Here is a 17,063-nt window from a genome sequence, read left to right as displayed (position 1 = left end):
CAAATGATTAAAATATCGATCCAATATGATGGAAAATAAGATTAAAAGAATAACTTTAAGTTAAAAGATTTATCTAAAAGTTAATTTGTTAATTATAAAATCCTAAGGTGATGTTTATGGAAAAGAAAATAGCTCAAATTTCTGATATTCATTTTGGTGAGAAAAATTTCTCTCAGCACTTAAAAAATAATCTTTTAAATCAACTAAAAGAAGAAAATCCTGATCTTATTATAGTTTCTGGGGATTTAACTACTGAGGGATACGTTCATGAATATGAACAAGCAGCGGAGTTTGTAGATGAATTAAGGTCTATAACTAATACCTATACTATACCTGGAAATCACGATGCTAGGAATGTTGGCTTAATTCATTTTGAAAAACTTATTGGTCACCGAAAATTTACCCATGTAGATAAATCCGGAGGATTTGCAATTTTTGGCCTTGATTCATCTGAACCGGACATTAATGATGGACAGATAGGAATTGATCAACTGATCTGGTTGAGAAAAGAAATGGAAAAACTTCCCAATGATTTATGTAAAATCGTGACATTTCATCATCATTTACTTCCTATTCCTCAAACTGGCCGTGAAAGAAATATATTATTGGATTCAGGTGATTTACTAAGAGTATTCAGTGAATGTGGTGTTGATTTTGTACTTAATGGACATAAGCATGTTCCAAATGTCTGGATGATAGAAAAAATGGCTGTACTTAATTCTGGAACTGCTACTACTCGTAAATTAAGAGGCAATACTTTTCCTTCCCACAATCAACTGCTTATTCATGATAATGATATTCATGTTGATTTAATAAATACTGAAACTGGTGCCAAAAGGGAAATGGCTAATTATTCTGTTAGATTAGAACAAGAGGAATATGTCGTTTGTTCTTATAATCATCTTTTAAATCACGATTAAACTGATTTAATCATTTTGTGATTATCATTTTATTTATTATTATCTTCTTTATTAGTTTTTAAGAATTATATTCACTTAAATTCAGAAATACTTTGCCTTGTATTGTATTTTCATATATTTAATAAATCCTTATGTAAATCAATTCCTTATGTAAATTAATAATTGATCAGTTATTTATTTAGTTCTCAAATAGCAAAAATAAGTAGGCTATATACGAATATATAAATTAGATAAAATTGAACGGATTATATGATTAAATATTGAATTATTAAATCTAAAGTAAAAATTAACTCAGAATTGCATTTTTAAACTAAAATATTTATAAAATTAATTCAAAAAAATGAAAATTTATTAGTGATAACATGTCCAAGACCTTTGATATATTTATGGCCGGCATTATCTCCGGAATTGTTGCTTACACTACCATCCAACTGGGAATTGGAGGGACAGTCATAGGTGCAGTTTTAGGGTCTGTACTTTATCAATTCATGTCTCATTTCATTCGAAATCCGTTAGAAAAAGTTCAAACTCAAAAAATTGAATCCAGTATTGTATATACATTACCTCTCCTCTTAATTCTAGGAATAGAAATTATATATTTCATGGCCCCCATCTATTGGCGCTCAGAACAAATTTTCTATTTTCTACAAGGTGCCACAGGATGGAATCTATTTAGATCAATTGGAATTGGCCTGATAATAATGGGAATTTACCCTATTTTACAGTCTGAATTTGTTAAAAAACGATATGGGTTTATAATTTCTGGTTTAGGAGTAATAGTGCTACTTAGGGGATTGATAGACGTGCATTCTCCTTTGGTGAATCTTTACTATGGGTTATTCACTCGATTTGATGATTTAATATCTTTAATGGTCATATTTGTACTTATCTATGTAATTTTTGCCATTTTAAAAGGATCTATATCGTTAATTAGGCAAAAAGATGATGAAATTGATCTTAATGGTGAAGAAAATAAAAACAGTAAAGAAGATTCAAAAGAAAAAAATCTAGATGAATGGCTGAAATAGATAAATGAATTAGCTGTTTGACAGAAGCATAACTAAATATTGGGATCAATTATGGAACTATTATCATTTCCATTTCTTTAAAAATTTTAATTAATTAGTATAATTTTAAAAAATATTTAATCAAATAATAGGGATATCATGAATAAAAAGACTAAAAACACTACACTTAAGTCTATACTAGATATTATACTGTATGAAAATCCAGCAACACAGGATGAAATTGCAGATAAATTAGGAATAACTCGCAGATACGTAACCAAACTTCTTCAACCAATGGTAAAAAAAGGTGTAGTAAGAAGGGCCTATATATTGGATATCCAAAAATTTAATGAGTTTTCAGAGATGTTTGATGAGGAACGTACCTCTAGAGAATATGCTGGAAGTTTTGTCATTAAAGATATATTAAAAAATATGTCAGAACATGTATGTCAGCAACTGGAAAAATCATTCAATGCATTTTCTAATTACAATGTGGGAATGGCTAATGAAGCCCTTAAAATGGATTATACTACTAATAATATGCATGAAAAAGTCAGATCCTCAGTTGATACGGCCATGGCTATAAATCCTTACTCAGAATTTAGTAAAACAATGGTTTTTAGTGAAATAGCCTATGATTTAGAACGAATTGGTGATCATTCAGGTATTATAGCTAACTTCACTCTAAAAGAAGCATATGAAGTTGATCCGGAAATGCTCAAATATCTGGAAGATATGTATCAAACGGCCCGTAAAATGGTCAGCTGGTCCATGGAGTCATTTATTAACGAAAGACTGGATTTAAAAAATGACATTATGGATTATGAAGAGAAAATGCATGCTCTTCAAAAGAAGGCCCTTAATTGTATAGCCACTCAGATGGCAGAAACTCCATTTGAGGATAAGGACCGCTCAACATATTATATATCTCTTTCACGTGTTGTTAAAGCATTTGAAAGAATTGGGGATATTTCAATTGAAATAGTAGATACTGCAGTCGAATACTATCGCAATATTCCTAGAACTACCACTCCGGAAAGATTTAGAGAAAAGAGGCAGTCTTATGGTTCAAATAACAAGGAATAAAAATATATTTAACAAAGCAGATTAAATCAGATTGCTTTCATATTTAATAAATAGAATAATTATTAGAATTAATTATTAGAATAATTTTAATATTTATTCTTTTAAAACTATTCTTCTTTTTTTCCCATGTACTCTTTAATTTTTTTATCTTCCCAATCTTTTCCTAGGAATCTGTTTCTTGACACAATCTCCATTCCCTGCCATAAAACTGCAATTCCCCAGAATATAGTGACCCAGTAAAACCACCAGGTGCCGGGAGAAACAAAAAAGTTGATTACAAAAAGAAGGGCATTAATTATTACATAAATCAAAAGATGGTTGTAAAAGGCTTTAAGCTGCTTTACTCTTTTTTTAGCTTGTTCGTATTTTTCTTCCATATTATCTCCTCTTTAGTTCTAATTTCAAAATAATCAAATTAATAAGATTAATTAGGATAGTTATTGAAATTTGGATATTTGATATAAATTATATGTTCCTTATTTATTATTAAAATATGCAATTTACAGCATAGTCAATTAAAAATTAATAAAAAATTAAAAAATCAAAACTAAAAAATTCAATTAAATATAGTCTAAAATTTAGTATCTAATTATTATCTAACCATTTCCGTATTTTTTTCATTCTTTACCATCATAATAAATTTCATCCATTTCAAAAACCTTTCTAAATGGTGACTCCCTAGTGACCTCTTCATGTACATGGGCCATTATTCCAGGTAGTCTTCCTATAATAAACATTCCACTTCCTAATCTCCAATCAAACCCAAGATCAGATAAGATTCCGGCATTAGCACCATCTATATTCATTCGAATACCTTTGGACTCGAAAAGTAAATTTTCAAGGGCTAAGGCCAGTTCACTGTGCCTACCTAGGCATTCATATTCCTGGGCCAGTTCCATAAGTCTTGGTGCTCTAGGATCTTCATCATGATATCGGTGTCCAAATCCTGGAATTTTTTCTTCTCTTTTCATGAAGTAATCAAACATGATTTCTGCCATACTATCAATGTCCATGTCTGATCTAGTTTTATTTATACCTTCTTGAAGGACTTGCATGGATTTTTCAATGGCTCCGGCGTGATTTTCTCCAAAAGCCAGCAAAGCTCCAGCCAAACAGGCATGCATTGGAGATCCTGCCGAAGCCATTAATCTCGCGGACTGTGTGCTAGGGGGTGTTACTCCATGGTCACAGAATGATACCAATATGGCTTCCAGCATTTTTGATTCGTTCTTTGAAGGTTCTTCTCCATTGATTAAGAGATATATCATTTCTGCAAAGGATGTATTTCCTATCAAATCTTCTTGTAGATGGCCTCTGGTTAGGAGCCTATTAGGTTCTACCTTTGTTATAGCGGTCCTCCACTTGAGATTATTGGGTTTGAATATATCCTTTAATACTTCCTCAGTTATCATAATGACTCTTATATTATCAAAGGATTATTTAACTTTAATGCTTTTAGCGTAGTATTGTTCTTATATTAAGAACTAAATTTTTATTTTAATCCTCTAAAAATGCTCCAAAAAGAGAAATGTTCACTAAAAGTGATTATTAGTACACTAAATAGTAACCTTTATATGCTTGTAGGCTAAGGTTAAGAATGAGGTGGTAAAATATGGATACCAAAATTATCATTGGAATAATCGTTGCTATAATAATAATAGCCGGTGCCGTTATGGCACTCGGTGGCGGAAGCCAGGAATCTAAAATAGACATTGTTGGATCAACTTCTGTACAGCCAGTGGCTGAAAAGTTAGCTGAAGTATATATGAAAGAGCACCCGAATGTTAAGATTAATGTTCAGGGTGGAGGTTCTAGTGTAGGTATAACCAGTGCTCAACAAGGCACCGCGGACATCGGTACTAGTTCCAAAGAACTAAAAGACAACGAATCTGCGGGTTTAACCCAATATTTGATTGGTAAAGATGGAATTGTTATTGCTATTAACAGTCAAAATTCAGTCAGTGCATTAACTCCTGACCAGGTTAAAGGTATTTTCAGTGGAAACATTACCAATTGGAAAGAAGTAGGTGGATCTGATGCTGAAATTAATGTTGTGACCAGAGAAGATGGTTCTGGAACCAGAAAAGCATTCGAAGAAATAATCATGGGTAAAGAAACCAAAATTAAAAAGGACGCAATTGTTCAAAGTTCCACTGAAGCAGTTAAACAAGCAGTTAAACAAGATCCAAATGCCATAGGATTCATATCCTTAGCAAATCTTGACGAAACTGTAAAAGCTTTAAAAATTGATGGTGTAGCTCCTTCCGAAGCAACTGTGACTGATGGTACTTACAAAGTACAAAGACCATTCCTTTTCTTAGTAAAAGGCGATGCTAAAGGCACAGTAAAAGAATTCATTGACTGGGTTTTAAGCCCTGCTGGACAGGAAATAGTAAAATCTGAAAAGGTAGTACCTGCAAAATAATTAAATGAGTGTGGTTAATAACCACCATCTCATTTTTTTTGTATTTTGGATATTAATCAATCCTGAAAGTTTTAAAATAGAATAGTCAAATTCAAGAAAAATAAATTCAATATCTTACATAAAATAATTCTTATAAAATGTCATACTAGCTTGAGTTATCAATTTGTATTTATATTCATCACAAATATATCTAAATATGCTAAAGATTATTAAATCACGGCAGCATTTAAATAGAGAAAAAAAGAATTATTTCTCAAAGGTGATGTAATGGACTCAAAACTTAAGTTTGGAATAATTATTATTATAATCCTCATTGGTGCTTATCTGCTCTTTAAACCAGGATTTCAATATGATAGGATCGAAATCGCAGGTTCTACCTCGGTTCAACCAGTGGCTGAAAAGTTAGCTGAAGTATATATGAAAGAGCACCCGAATGTTAAGATTAATGTTCAGGGTGGTGGATCTGGCCTGGGCATAAGAACTACAGAACAAGGAATTGTTAATATTGGGACCAGTTCTAAGTCTTTAAAATCAGATGAAAAGGACGGATTAAAAGAATATGTTATTGGTAAAGATGGGATTTTAATAGCAGTTAACTTAGAGAATGGGGTTTCTGATCTTACCAAAGAACAAATAAAAGACATTTATAATGGCAATATCACTAATTGGGAAAAAGTTGGTGGTGTGGATGCTGAAATTCATGTTGTGGTAAGGGAATCTGGTTCTGGAACTTTAAGTTCTTTTAACTCACTGGTTATGAACAAAACCAAGATCCGATCAGACGCAATTGTTCAGGGATCTACAGAGGGTGTTAAACAAGCCGTAAATCAAGATCCTTATGCTATTGGTTTCGTATCGCTTTCTCACATGAGTAATGACGTTAAAGCACTTGAGATAGATGGAATAACTCCTTCGGAAACCACTATATCTGATGGTTCCTATACTTTGTTGGTTCCATTTGAATTCTTGACTAAAGGTGACCCCCAGGGTGTTACCAAAGAATTTATTGACTGGGTCTTCTCTCCAGAAGGTCAATCAATTATAAGAAGTGAAAAGATTGTTCCAGCTATTGGTAATGTTTCAGATGATGTATGAATTACATTCTGAATAATATCTAATCTCCAATTTTTATCAAAAAAATATAAAAAAATCCATTAATTTTAAAATTTGATTTATCTCCTTCAAAAATTCACAAATAATCAACAAAAATTATATATAATTCACAAATAATAATCAACAAAAATTTATATAATATTTATTGAATTTCATATTCAAAATATTAAATGCTCGATAAAAATATTAAAAATTATTGAAATTCATCATTCATTCATTTAATTAATTAATTGTTAAGTTGATTAATTTAATTTGAACAAAAAATTACCGACTAATTTGGGGTGCATTATGAATAAAAGACTTGAAGAATACTTTGTTGAGAAAGGGCTTTTTATCACAGCTATATTTTCCATAATTGTGATTCTGCTGATAATTGCATTTATATTCAGGGAAGGTTTTCCCATATTTCAGGAATATGGTTTTCTGAATTTCATTTTTGGTATGGACTGGGCCCCATCTGATGGCCAATATGGTGTTTTCACCATGATCATTGGATCCCTGTGCATTACGATATTGGCTTTAATAATGGCGGTGCCACTTTCAATACTATGTGCAATATTCATGGCTGAAATAGCACCCCCTACTATGACAAAAATTTTAAAACCGGTGATTGAAACATTAGCAGGTATTCCATCGGTAGTTTATGGATTTTTTGGCCTTATAGTTCTAGTACCATTTGTTAGGGTTCAATTCGGTGGTACAGGGTTTAGTATGCTCACAGCATCCATTATTTTGACTGTAATGATTTTACCTACCATAATAAGTGTTTCGGTGGATGCGCTACGTTCAGTCCCTCTTGAGTACAAAGAAGCATCTTTAGCCCTTGGAGCCACACAATGGCAAACCATAAAGAATGTTATTTTCCCGGCAGCAATTCCGGGAGTAATAACTGCAATTATTTTGGGTATGGGTCGTGCCGTAGGAGAAACTCTGGCAGTAATTATGGTTGCAGGAAATGTAACTCAGATACCAGGTTCCATTATGGATCCAGTAAGAGCACTAACATCTAACATTGCCTTAGAAATGGGTTATGCAACAGGCCTACATTACAATGCCTTGTTTGGAACTGCAGTCGTGCTATTCTTAATGATTATGGTTCTATTAGTAATAGCTAACTATTATCACTACAAGAAAAAGGTTGTAATTGGGGGGGGATATCTATGAAACCTTCAATGTTAACCAAAGTATCCTTAAAGAAAACTTCAAGTTATAAATACGTTAATAATTTGATTTTAGAAAAATGCGGTGTTAAACATGTCATTTAGAATAATTTCTCCTAAAAATTCACAGAAAATAATGAAATCTATTTTTTGGGCTTCAGGGATACTAACGATAATTATTCTAATTGTTATAATTGGATACATTATCTTGAAAGGAATGCCTGTGATTAGCCTGGAATTTTTACTTGCAGATCCTATTGATTCTGGAAGAGCGGGTGGAATAGCCCCTATGATTGTTTCCAGTATATATGTAACACTGATCGCTGGAATTGTGGCCGCACCACTAGGTGTTGGGGCTGCAGTATATCTTTCAGAATATGCTGGCGAGAGTAGATTAGTTAAACTAATTAGATTCGGGGCAGAAACTCTGGCTTCCATACCTTCAATTGTGTTTGGTCTATTTGGACTATCGTTTTTCGTAATATTCTTAGGAATGGGATGGTCATTACTTTCAGGAGGGTTGATTCTTGCTTTAATGGCTCTTCCCACTATTTTTCAAGTGGCTGAAGTTTCTATTGAATCTGTTCCAAGATCTTATCGAGAAGGAAGTTTGGCATTAGGAGCAAATAAATGGGAAACGGTCTATAGGGTAGTTTTACCTGCAGCTATACCTGGAATAACTACTGGGGTCATTTTAGGTATGGCTAGGGCGATATCAGAAGCTGCAGCAATTTTGTTTGTTGTTGGTTCTGCGTTGGCCATGCCAGTATCTATATTTGACCCGGGAAGGCCTTTACCGCTTCACCTGTTTGTGATGGCTACTGAAGGAATTTCTCTGGACAATGCATATGGAACGGCAGCTGTACTGGTAATAATGGTGCTTGTAATTACTGTATTAACTAATACATTTGTTGAAAGATACCGGAAAAAGATGATGGGGAGATAGAATGAATAGAATCGAAGTTGAAGATTTAAATGTTTACTTTGATGATGCACACATCCTCAAAGACATTAATATAAAAATTCCAAAAAACACAGTGACTGCCCTTATTGGGCCTTCTGGTTGTGGTAAATCCACATTTATAAGAACTTTAAACCGTATGAATGATGTTATTCCAACTTTTAGACGTGATGGAGTCGTTTATTTAGATGGTGAAGATATATACGATCCTAAAATTGATGTGGTGGATCTTCGGAAAAAAATAGGAATGGTATTCCAGAAACCTAACCCTTTTCCAAAATCAATATTTGACAATGTTGCTTATGGTTTGCGAGTTCACGGGATTACTGATAAGGATACTGTGCAGGAAAGAGTTGAAGAAAGTTTAAAATCAGCTGCATTGTGGGATGAAGTAAAGGATAAGCTTGATAAATCTGCTATGGGTCTTTCTGGTGGTCAACAACAAAGATTATGCATTGCTAGAACCATTGCCATAAAACCGGAAGTTATTCTGATGGATGAACCCTGTTCTGCGCTGGATCCCATATCAACCACCAAAATTGAAGATCTAATTCACAAATTAAAAAATGATTTTACAATAATTATAGTAACTCACAACATGCAACAAGCAACCAGGGTTTCTAAACATACCTCTTTTTTCCTTCATGGAGAAATCGTGGAGAGTAATCTAACAGAAAAATTATTTCTGGAACCAGAAGACAAAAGGACAGAAGATTATATTACTGGTAGGTTTGGTTAATCGTTTTTGTAATCAATAATGGAGAGATTGAACATGCAATCCAATAGGTGAGTTGATGTTTGGGGCTATTTTAGAAAATAAACTATCTTCACTTAGTAAAGAAGTGATTGATTATAGTAATCTGACAGTGGAACGGGTTGATGATGCTGTTATCAGCTTTTTAGAAGAAGATATATCTAGATCAAGGGATATCATCGAATCCACTGCTTCAGTAAATGAAAAAAGTTATGAAATTGAACATGGATGTCTTAAAATTCTGGGATTACATCAACCAGTGGCTAAAGATCTAAGAATGGGTGCAGCTTTACTCAGAACTTCTATAGAACTCGAGAGGATAAATATTTTATCGGCTTATATAGCCAGATACGCTATTGATGCTAATGCTAATGAACGCAATTCCTACAAACCACCGCATCTTAGTTTTATGTCACAAACAGTTCAAACAATGATAAAAGATGGTGTAGGTGCTTTAATTGCCCAGGATATTCAACTACTGAAAAGATCCACCAAAAACTATGTCCCCTTACAGGATTTCTATAATCAGATGTTTGCTCAGTATGATGGTGAAGAGATTGGAGCTTCATCCACTCATTTGATACTGGTGGGAAGAAATTTATTAAGTATGGGTCACCACGTAATGGGAATGGCAGATAGAATTGCTTATATGATTGTAGGAAAAAGAGTAATGCACCATAAAGTGTTTTATAACGTTTTAATGAGATAACCGAGGCGATCAAATTGTGGCTACCCACAGAAGACCCTATAATAATGGAATATGGAAATTTAGATAAGTCTGATTTGCCTGAGTTTGGTTATATTAAAATATTGAACCGGGATAATGAGGCAGTAATTTTCATAAAAGAAGGTTTTATTGTGGGATCCTGGTTCATGGATGCATCATCTTTAGAAGAGTTCTATGAAAATAAAGCTATGAAAAATATTGATATTGCTAATGATTCAAAATTAGAGATTTATGAAACAAATAATTCTTTATTTGAAACTTTAATTGAATTAAATGAAGAATGTAAACTTTCACTACCTATTGAAATTAAATTAATACTTAATGAAAAAGTTTCGGATATTGCTTCACGCAAAGATCTTTTAGAGAAATACCGAATTAGAGCGCCTTCAGAAGAAGATGTGGAAAACTTGCTACTTAATTACAAATCTTACAAATCTTAGATTTATTGGGAGGGTTATTAATGGATAAAAAATATCCGCGGATATTATTCCGTAAAAGACTTAAAGACTTGAGAAAAGAAATGGAAGATATTGGACAAAGGACTATACAGGCCCATAAAAATGCAGTGGATGTTTTTTTGGAATACGATGAGGAAATGGCCAAAAAAGTCGTTGCAGACAGTAAAGAAATCGATGGGATGGTTTTTGAACTTGAAAGAAGATGTATAAGTATAATTGCAGCTGAACAACCAGTTGCTCGTGATTTGAGGTTTATTGAAGCATGTATTAAAGTTGGAAGCCACTTAAAACGTATAGCTTACTTAGCAGCGAATATTACAGATGCTGCTGAAAAATTGAAAGATGAAGAAATACCTAAAAAACCAAGTGAAGACCTTAAACATATGGCTGATTTTGTTCAGATGATGTTAAGTAAAGGTATCTATGTTTTTCTAGATCAGAATATGGATATGGCTAAAGAACTGCGCCATGATGATGATAAAGTAGACGATTTATTTGATCAGGCCCTGGAACATATCACTGGAAGTATGTTTGATGATAAAGATGCTATTTCTTACCTGATAAACTTGCTCTTTGTGGCCCGTTTCCTGGAAAGAATTGCTGATCGGGCAGTTAGCATAGGTGATAGGACTATTTTCATGATCACTTGTGAAAAACCTTAATATTCACTTATCTTTTTATTTTTATTTTGAATCATATTAATTAAATTATATTTAATGTCTCAAGAGTTCTGAATACTATTTATTTCCTTAATAAACCATTAAAAAGAATAAATGCTTGAATTCAAATTAAAATTTAAGGATTTAATAAATTAATTTTTTTAAACTAATTAAAAAACCTTTAAGGAGCTTAGGTGATTTTTTTGAATTATTATATTTTTGCTCTTTTAGCTGCTTTTTTCTTTGGTTTGGCCCCTATATTTGGAAAAATTGGACTTGAAGGTGTCAGTCCAGCATTAGCCCTATGTATAAGAAGTTTTATAATTAGTGGGATTATGTTGGTATGGTTATTATTCAATACGGATGCCAGTCCATTAACTGATGTGAATATATCGGGGTGGGTTTTTATTGCTCTAGAGGGAATATGTGCTGCTCTTTTAGGACAATTATTATATTATTATGCTTTAAAGTCTGGAGATGCATCAGAAGTTGTTCCTTTAATTGCATCATTCCCTTTAGTTACTTTTATTATAGCTAATCTTTTTTTAGGTGATAAAATATCAATTACCAAGGTGTGCTGAATTTTATTTACAATAACGGGGATAATTTTATTGAGAATTTAATTTAATGAAAAAATAAATTGGAAAAAAACAAAATAAAGATTTTTAAATTGATATTTGTATATTAAAAATTGAATTAAAATAATATGAAAAAATAAATATAATTTAAAATTAGAATATGGATTTAAATAATTCAAGGCCTTAAAATAGCACTAGCGTGCCTCCCAGCCCAGCACTGGATGCAAACCCCAATAGGGAGTCCTGCGGTATGGGTATCTGCAGTTAATATTTTTACATCAAGTGCAGTGGTTTTTCCACCTAATCCCATAGGCCCGATACCAGACTGGTTTATTTCTTCTAAAATATCGGTTTCTATTTTTGCAATTTCCACTTCTGGATTTCGCTCACCTACTTTACCCAGCAGTGCTTTTTTTGCCATTTTCATGGCCATATCTGATGATCCACCAATTCCAACCCCTACAATTACCGGCGGGCATGGTTTTCCTTGGGCCTTTATAACAGTTTCTACCACAAATTCATTTACTCCATCTATACCTTCACCGGGAAGGGCCATTTTAAGGGCATTGTTATTTTCAGACCCAAATCCTTTGGGAAATATAGTAAGTTCTAAATAATCTTCTTCTATTAATTCAATATCTATTTGGGGAATCCCCTGGCCAGTATTAGTTCCAGTATTTTTTCTGGTGAATGGATGAACTACATTAGGCCTTAAAGGGACCTCTTTAGTTGCTTTTTCTACACCATTTTTGATTCCTTGATATAGGTTTTCCACATTTACATTACCTAACTTAACAAATATTATTGGCAGACCCGTATCTTGACAGAGAGGAACACCCATTTCTTCAGCAGCACCAATATTATCCAAGATAGCTTTAAGATTTAGCAGTCCCAACTCACTATCCTCATTTTTGTAAGCACCTTGCAATGCAAATTTTACATCAGATGGTAGATTGATAACCGCATCATGATAAAGATCACAAATTGTATCTTCTATTTTTTTTTGAGTAATCATGAAAACACCTTTTTCCAGTTAATGAATTATAGTCAAATTTAATAAAAATTAGATAAATAAACTAACTACTTGCTATTAATTAAAATTTACCATAATACATTTAAAATGCATAATTAAAAATTTGTTTCAATTTATTTAAATAACTAAACTTATTGAAGATCTAAAATAAATTAATAAAACAAATAATAAAATAAACGAATTTTTTAATTAAATGTTAAGAATAGAAATGAATTAATTATCAAATAAATAAATAAATGGAATAATAAAATGAAAAAACGGCCGGTAATTAAACCGAACTTAATATTTCATTATATTTTTTAATCTTTCCAGTTCTTTGGCTATTTTGTTCTGCTTTCCTGAAATTAATTCTTCAGAATCTGTTTTTAGGGCGGCGGTAGGGCAACTCAAAACACAAATTGGTGTTTCTTCTTCAAAGCAAAGATCACATTTATTGGCAATTCCTTTTTCATCCATGCTTATGACACCTATAGGGCAAGCATCCCGGCAGAGCCCACATCCAATGCAATTTTCTTTTAAAATTACTATTGCTCCGTCTACTTCTTCTATAGCGTCTTCTGGGCAAATATTTAAACAGGGAGCTCTCTCAGGAGCACAATGCATGCAAAATATGGGAACTCCATTTATTACTCTTATAGCATTTTTAGGACAATTCCTTTCGCATTTCATGCATTCGTTGCATAGTTCTGGTTTTGAAACTAGTTCTTTCATTCCAGGCCTCCTATTTAAAAGCTCCTTTGGCTCTGGCGTTGGCAGTCAAAACAGTCATAATGTCTGAACCTTTTTTAGGTTTTCCCACACCAGATAACTTGGCAATGTGTTTGGTCTGTTTTTCAAGCTTTAATTTTTCAGCGTCAATCAAAGCAATGGCTCTTTTTGAGCAAGATTTAATACAAGCTGGTGTATCAAGATCTGGACACTGGTGACATTTTTGAGCCTTTCTATCATCCATTGCTACTGATCCAAATGGACAAACCATCATGCATAGTCCACAACCAATACATTTCTCAGAATGAATTTCTTTTTCTATAATGGCCTCTGTAGGACAGATAGTTTTGCATGGAGCGTCTTCGCACTGTTGACAGATAATAGGATAATATGAACCTTCAACTTCCCGTATCATTATTCTAGATACGCCGTAAAGTTTAGAACAGGCATCTTCGCAGTCTAAACAGCCATCGCATAACTCTGGCTGAACTATTAATTTATCCAATCTTCTGCCCCCTATATCCTAAGCTCAGTACATACTTTGTCAACGTATTCCTGAATCTTATCTTTTTCCTCATCTTCCAAGTGCTTAAATCTTTTTTGAGCATTCAAATATTCATTCACTGGTTTTCGTTGCATTGGTCTATAAGTAACCTTAAATTCACCATCAACGATTTCATATAAAATCCATGAGCCTGTTTCTACAGCTAGACGGCCTATATCTATAGTTTTTGATGGATCATAACCCCAACCTGTGGTACATGGTTGATTGAGGTGAATATAAGCTGGCCCTTCAATTTCAGCGGCTTTTTTAACTTTTTTCATGAAATCTTCTGGATAAGATATGGACGCAGTAGCCACATAAGGCACACCATGCGCTGCCATAATCATGGGAACATTTTTCTTAGGTTTATCTTCACCAAAACTTTCTTTTCCATGGGGGCTGGTGGTTGTAGATGCACCATAAGGTGTGGATCCACTTCTCTGAATACCGGTGTTCATGTAAGCTTCGTTATCGTAACAAATGTAAATCAGGTTGTGACCTCTTTCCATTGCTCCAGATAAAGCTTGCATACCAATATCTGCTGTTCCACCGTCTCCAGCAAATGCTACAACATTAACATCATCTTTTCCCTGAGCTTTTAGGGCCCTTTCTACTCCTGAAGCTACCGCCGCTGCGTTTTCAAATCCAACATGTATCCAAGGAATTTCCCACGCGGTTTCAGGATAAGGGGTAGTAATTACCTCTAAACAACCAGTTGAAGAAACAGCAACGGTGTTTTTGCCTAACATTTTAAGTGCTAGTCTTACACCTATGGTAGCACCACATCCGGCACAACCACGGTGACCCGGGGCGAGTAATTCTTCTTCAGGTATTTTCATTTAGACTCCCTCCTTTAATCCGATCCAGGTAATGTCCTGGGTAGGGTTTTTAGTCTTATTTACAATGTCTTTGAGGTGGGTTGGAGTAATATCTCTTCCGCCAAGACCTACAATAAATCCGTAAATCTCAATGTCCTGGAAATTAATTGATGCTTTCAGGTCGGCGTATAATGCTCCTCCAATACCAAAGGTAATGTTCTTATCAAGAACAGCTATTTTATTAGCGTTTTTAAGGACATTATAAATGTCTTCTTTAGGGAATGGCCGGTAAGTTCTAATCTTTAACATACCTACTTTTTCTCCATTAGCCCTTAATTCGTCCACCACATCTCTTATGGTACTGCATAGAGATCCCATGGTGACTAATATGATTTCTGCATCTTCACAATAATATTCTTCCACGGAACCATATTCTCTACCAAATATTTCACCAAATTCTTTGTTAACTTTTTTAACTACCTTCAGTGATCTTTCCATAGCTAATTCCATTTGGTATCGGGCTTCCATGTAATAATTAGGATCGGCAAGAGTTCCAATAGACATGGGCCTTTCTGGGTCAAGATATAAATGCTCGGATACGTATTCTGGTAAGAAGTTATCTACTTGTTCATGGGTAGGTATGTCCACAGGTTCTACGGTATGGGTTAGTATGAAACCATCCAGACAGACCATACTTGGCAAAAGAACATCCTTATCTTCTGAAATTTTATATGAGCGTAAAACAGAGTCCAAAGCTTCCTGTCCGTCTTCAACATAAATTTGTATCCATCCAGCATCCCTTTGTGAAATTGAGTCTTGATGATCATTCCAGATACTTAGTGGGGCTGCAACAGCCCTGTTGGCATTGGCCATAACTATAGGGGTTCTTAGACCGGCAGCTGCAAAAAGAACTTCGTGCATTAAAAGTAGCCCCTGGGATGATGTAGCAGTAAATACTCTTACTCCTGTTCCAGAAGCACCTATGGCGGCACTCATAGAACTGTGTTCAGATTCTACTCTTATAAATTCTGCATCTAGCTCTCCATCAGCCACAAATTGGGCCAAATATTCGGATATTGTTGTTTGTGGAGTAATGGGGTAAACTGGAATAACTTGTGGTCTGGCAAGACTTACAGCCTCTGATACTGCTCGGTTAGCAGTCATAACTTTAAGAACCATTATTCTCTCTCCATTTTTATGGCTTTTACAGGGCATTCTTCGGCACATATGCCGCACCCTTTGCAATAATCGTAATCAATATCGTGTTCTTTATTTAAACAACCCTCTGGACAGAAAATAATGCAGTTATCGCAATCTATGCATGTTTCCTTGTCAAGTATGGGCTTAAATGTTCTCCAACTTCCTGTCTTATTATTCCGGGTACTTCCGGGTTTTTTGACAGCTCCTCCGATGGATTCCATGATAATCACCTGTTAAAATTAATTTGTTTTAAAATTTTAAATTTTATTAATTCTAATTTCAAAACTTTTTTATTTCTAAATTTTAGTTGTTATTTAATTTATTAAAATATTAAATGAATTGGATTTAACTCATTTAACATGCTCGTAAGCTGCTTTAGCAGCAACAGCGTTTTTTTCTCCAACTTTACCTGGGAAAGTTTCTTTTATAATTTTTATAATGGAATCAAGGCTTACTTGTCCTGTAGCTCCTGCAAATGCACCAAGCATAACAGTATTTACAATTGGTAAACCTAACTTTTCCAGTGCAATTCCTGTAGCATCTATTACATGGGTTTCAGAGCCTTCGTGTTCAGGTGCTTCTCCCTGAGTATTTATAATTGCCATACTGTGGCTTTTAAGACCTGAAAACACATCTACTACTTCTAAAAGTCCTTCATCAAGTACTACAACGTAATCTGGGTTATAAACTTGATATCGTCGTCTAATTGGTTCATCGTTTATTCTTGTGAATGCCATGACGGGAGCGCCTCTTCTTTCAACGCCAAAAAAGGGAAATGCTTGTGAATACTTTCCATCTTCGAAAGCAGCCTTTGCTAAAATCTCTGCCGCTGTAACAGAGCCCTGACCACCGCGTCCGTGAAAGCGAATTTCGATCATAATTTACCTCCATTCCTCATAGTTAATCATTATA

The 17,063-nt window shown here is 33.9% G+C and carries 21 protein-coding genes; 12 read left to right on the top strand and 9 right to left on the bottom strand.

Translation table 11 applies throughout. From position 1 onward, the window contains the following. The first annotated feature begins 116 nt into the window (after window positions 1–116). The 3 genes from Q7I96_07560 (at window position 117) to Q7I96_07550 (ending at window position 3,013) form a co-directional block, all read left to right on the top strand. Window positions 117–920 (top strand): metallophosphoesterase, encoded by an 804-nt coding sequence (locus Q7I96_07560; GenBank protein MDO9627463.1) that lies wholly within the window; start codon window positions 117–119, stop codon window positions 918–920. A 362-nt stretch (window positions 921–1,282) separates the two neighbouring features. After that, complete coding sequence (locus tag Q7I96_07555; GenBank protein ID MDO9627462.1) at window positions 1,283–1,948, top strand: hypothetical protein; 666 nt, start codon at window positions 1,283–1,285, stop codon at window positions 1,946–1,948. Window positions 1,949–2,086: 138 nt separating this feature from the next. Then, a complete protein-coding gene (locus tag Q7I96_07550) occupies window positions 2,087–3,013 on the top strand; it encodes a PhoU domain-containing protein (protein MDO9627461.1) in 927 nt (308 codons plus the stop codon). 107 nt (window positions 3,014–3,120) lie between these two features. On the opposite strand, the gene Q7I96_07545 is transcribed toward Q7I96_07550, so the two are convergent. Together Q7I96_07545 and Q7I96_07540 are read right to left on the bottom strand one after the other, a co-directional pair. Beyond that, window positions 3,121–3,390, bottom strand: a complete 270-nt coding sequence (locus tag Q7I96_07545; protein MDO9627460.1) for a 2TM domain-containing protein — start codon at window positions 3,388–3,390, stop codon at window positions 3,121–3,123. A gap of 240 nt (window positions 3,391–3,630) precedes the next feature. Further along, entirely contained in the window at window positions 3,631–4,425 is a 795-nt protein-coding gene (locus Q7I96_07540) for a citryl-CoA lyase (protein MDO9627459.1), read from the bottom strand. Between the two features lie 200 nt (window positions 4,426–4,625). Between Q7I96_07540 and Q7I96_07535 the strand changes: the two genes are divergently transcribed. The 9 genes from Q7I96_07535 (at window position 4,626) to Q7I96_07495 (ending at window position 11,851) form a co-directional block, all read left to right on the top strand. Continuing rightward, entirely contained in the window at window positions 4,626–5,438 is an 813-nt protein-coding gene (locus Q7I96_07535) for a phosphate ABC transporter substrate-binding protein (GenBank protein MDO9627458.1), read from the top strand. Between the two features lie 267 nt (window positions 5,439–5,705). Continuing rightward, window positions 5,706–6,533, top strand: a complete 828-nt coding sequence (locus Q7I96_07530; protein ID MDO9627457.1) for a phosphate ABC transporter substrate-binding protein — start codon at window positions 5,706–5,708, stop codon at window positions 6,531–6,533. 306 nt (window positions 6,534–6,839) lie between these two features. Continuing rightward, window positions 6,840–7,715, top strand: coding sequence for a phosphate ABC transporter permease subunit PstC (gene pstC, locus Q7I96_07525; protein MDO9627456.1), 876 nt, complete (start codon window positions 6,840–6,842; stop codon window positions 7,713–7,715). A 90-nt stretch (window positions 7,716–7,805) separates the two neighbouring features. Then, on the top strand, window positions 7,806–8,657 hold the full coding sequence (pstA, locus tag Q7I96_07520; protein MDO9627455.1) for a phosphate ABC transporter permease PstA: 852 nt from the start codon (window positions 7,806–7,808) through the stop codon (window positions 8,655–8,657). 1 nt (window position 8,658) lies between these two features. Continuing rightward, complete coding sequence (pstB, locus tag Q7I96_07515) at window positions 8,659–9,411, top strand: phosphate ABC transporter ATP-binding protein PstB (GenBank protein MDO9627454.1); 753 nt, start codon at window positions 8,659–8,661, stop codon at window positions 9,409–9,411. A gap of 55 nt (window positions 9,412–9,466) precedes the next feature. Next, window positions 9,467–10,135 (top strand): phosphate uptake regulator PhoU, encoded by a 669-nt coding sequence (locus Q7I96_07510; protein ID MDO9627453.1) that lies wholly within the window; start codon window positions 9,467–9,469, stop codon window positions 10,133–10,135. Window positions 10,136–10,149: 14 nt separating this feature from the next. Continuing rightward, window positions 10,150–10,593, top strand: coding sequence for a DUF2226 domain-containing protein (locus Q7I96_07505; GenBank protein ID MDO9627452.1), 444 nt, complete (start codon window positions 10,150–10,152; stop codon window positions 10,591–10,593). Between the two features lie 20 nt (window positions 10,594–10,613). Beyond that, on the top strand, window positions 10,614–11,273 hold the full coding sequence (phoU, locus tag Q7I96_07500; GenBank protein MDO9627451.1) for a phosphate signaling complex protein PhoU: 660 nt from the start codon (window positions 10,614–10,616) through the stop codon (window positions 11,271–11,273). A 200-nt stretch (window positions 11,274–11,473) separates the two neighbouring features. Next, window positions 11,474–11,851, top strand: coding sequence for an EamA family transporter (locus tag Q7I96_07495; protein ID MDO9627450.1), 378 nt, complete (start codon window positions 11,474–11,476; stop codon window positions 11,849–11,851). A gap of 172 nt (window positions 11,852–12,023) precedes the next feature. On the opposite strand, the gene Q7I96_07490 is transcribed toward Q7I96_07495, so the two are convergent. The 7 genes from Q7I96_07490 to porC form a co-directional block, all read right to left on the bottom strand. Further along, window positions 12,024–12,863 carry a fumarate hydratase gene (locus tag Q7I96_07490; GenBank protein ID MDO9627449.1) on the bottom strand — a complete coding sequence of 280 codons (840 nt, stop codon included), beginning with the start codon at window positions 12,861–12,863 and terminating at the stop codon, window positions 12,024–12,026. A gap of 297 nt (window positions 12,864–13,160) precedes the next feature. After that, window positions 13,161–13,592, bottom strand: coding sequence for a 4Fe-4S binding protein (locus tag Q7I96_07485; protein MDO9627448.1), 432 nt, complete (start codon window positions 13,590–13,592; stop codon window positions 13,161–13,163). Between the two features lie 10 nt (window positions 13,593–13,602). Then, a complete protein-coding gene (locus Q7I96_07480; GenBank protein MDO9627447.1) occupies window positions 13,603–14,094 on the bottom strand; it encodes a 4Fe-4S dicluster domain-containing protein in 492 nt (163 codons plus the stop codon). 11 nt (window positions 14,095–14,105) lie between these two features. After that, a complete protein-coding gene (gene porB / locus Q7I96_07475) occupies window positions 14,106–14,972 on the bottom strand; it encodes a pyruvate synthase subunit PorB (GenBank protein ID MDO9627446.1) in 867 nt (288 codons plus the stop codon). Then, complete coding sequence (porA, locus tag Q7I96_07470; protein MDO9627445.1) at window positions 14,973–16,130, bottom strand: pyruvate synthase subunit PorA; 1,158 nt, start codon at window positions 16,128–16,130, stop codon at window positions 14,973–14,975. Then, window positions 16,130–16,372: a pyruvate synthase subunit PorD gene (gene porD / locus Q7I96_07465; protein MDO9627444.1), complete on the bottom strand. Its 243-nt coding sequence runs from the start codon at window positions 16,370–16,372 to the stop codon at window positions 16,130–16,132. The genes porA and porD overlap by 1 nt, the downstream gene beginning before the upstream one ends. 129 nt (window positions 16,373–16,501) lie before the next feature. Beyond that, the gene (gene porC / locus Q7I96_07460; GenBank protein ID MDO9627443.1) at window positions 16,502–17,029 is read right to left on the bottom strand and encodes a pyruvate synthase subunit PorC; all 528 of its coding nucleotides are present in this window, start codon (window positions 17,027–17,029) and stop codon (window positions 16,502–16,504) included. Window positions 17,030–17,063 lie beyond the last annotated feature (34 nt).

It is taken from the genome of Methanobacteriaceae archaeon (assembly GCA_030656015.1).
In the GTDB taxonomy this organism is placed as follows: domain Archaea; phylum Methanobacteriota; class Methanobacteria; order Methanobacteriales; family Methanobacteriaceae; genus UBA349.
Note: the sequence above shows the minus strand (reverse complement) of the source record. Positions and strands in the feature narration are given on the sequence as shown.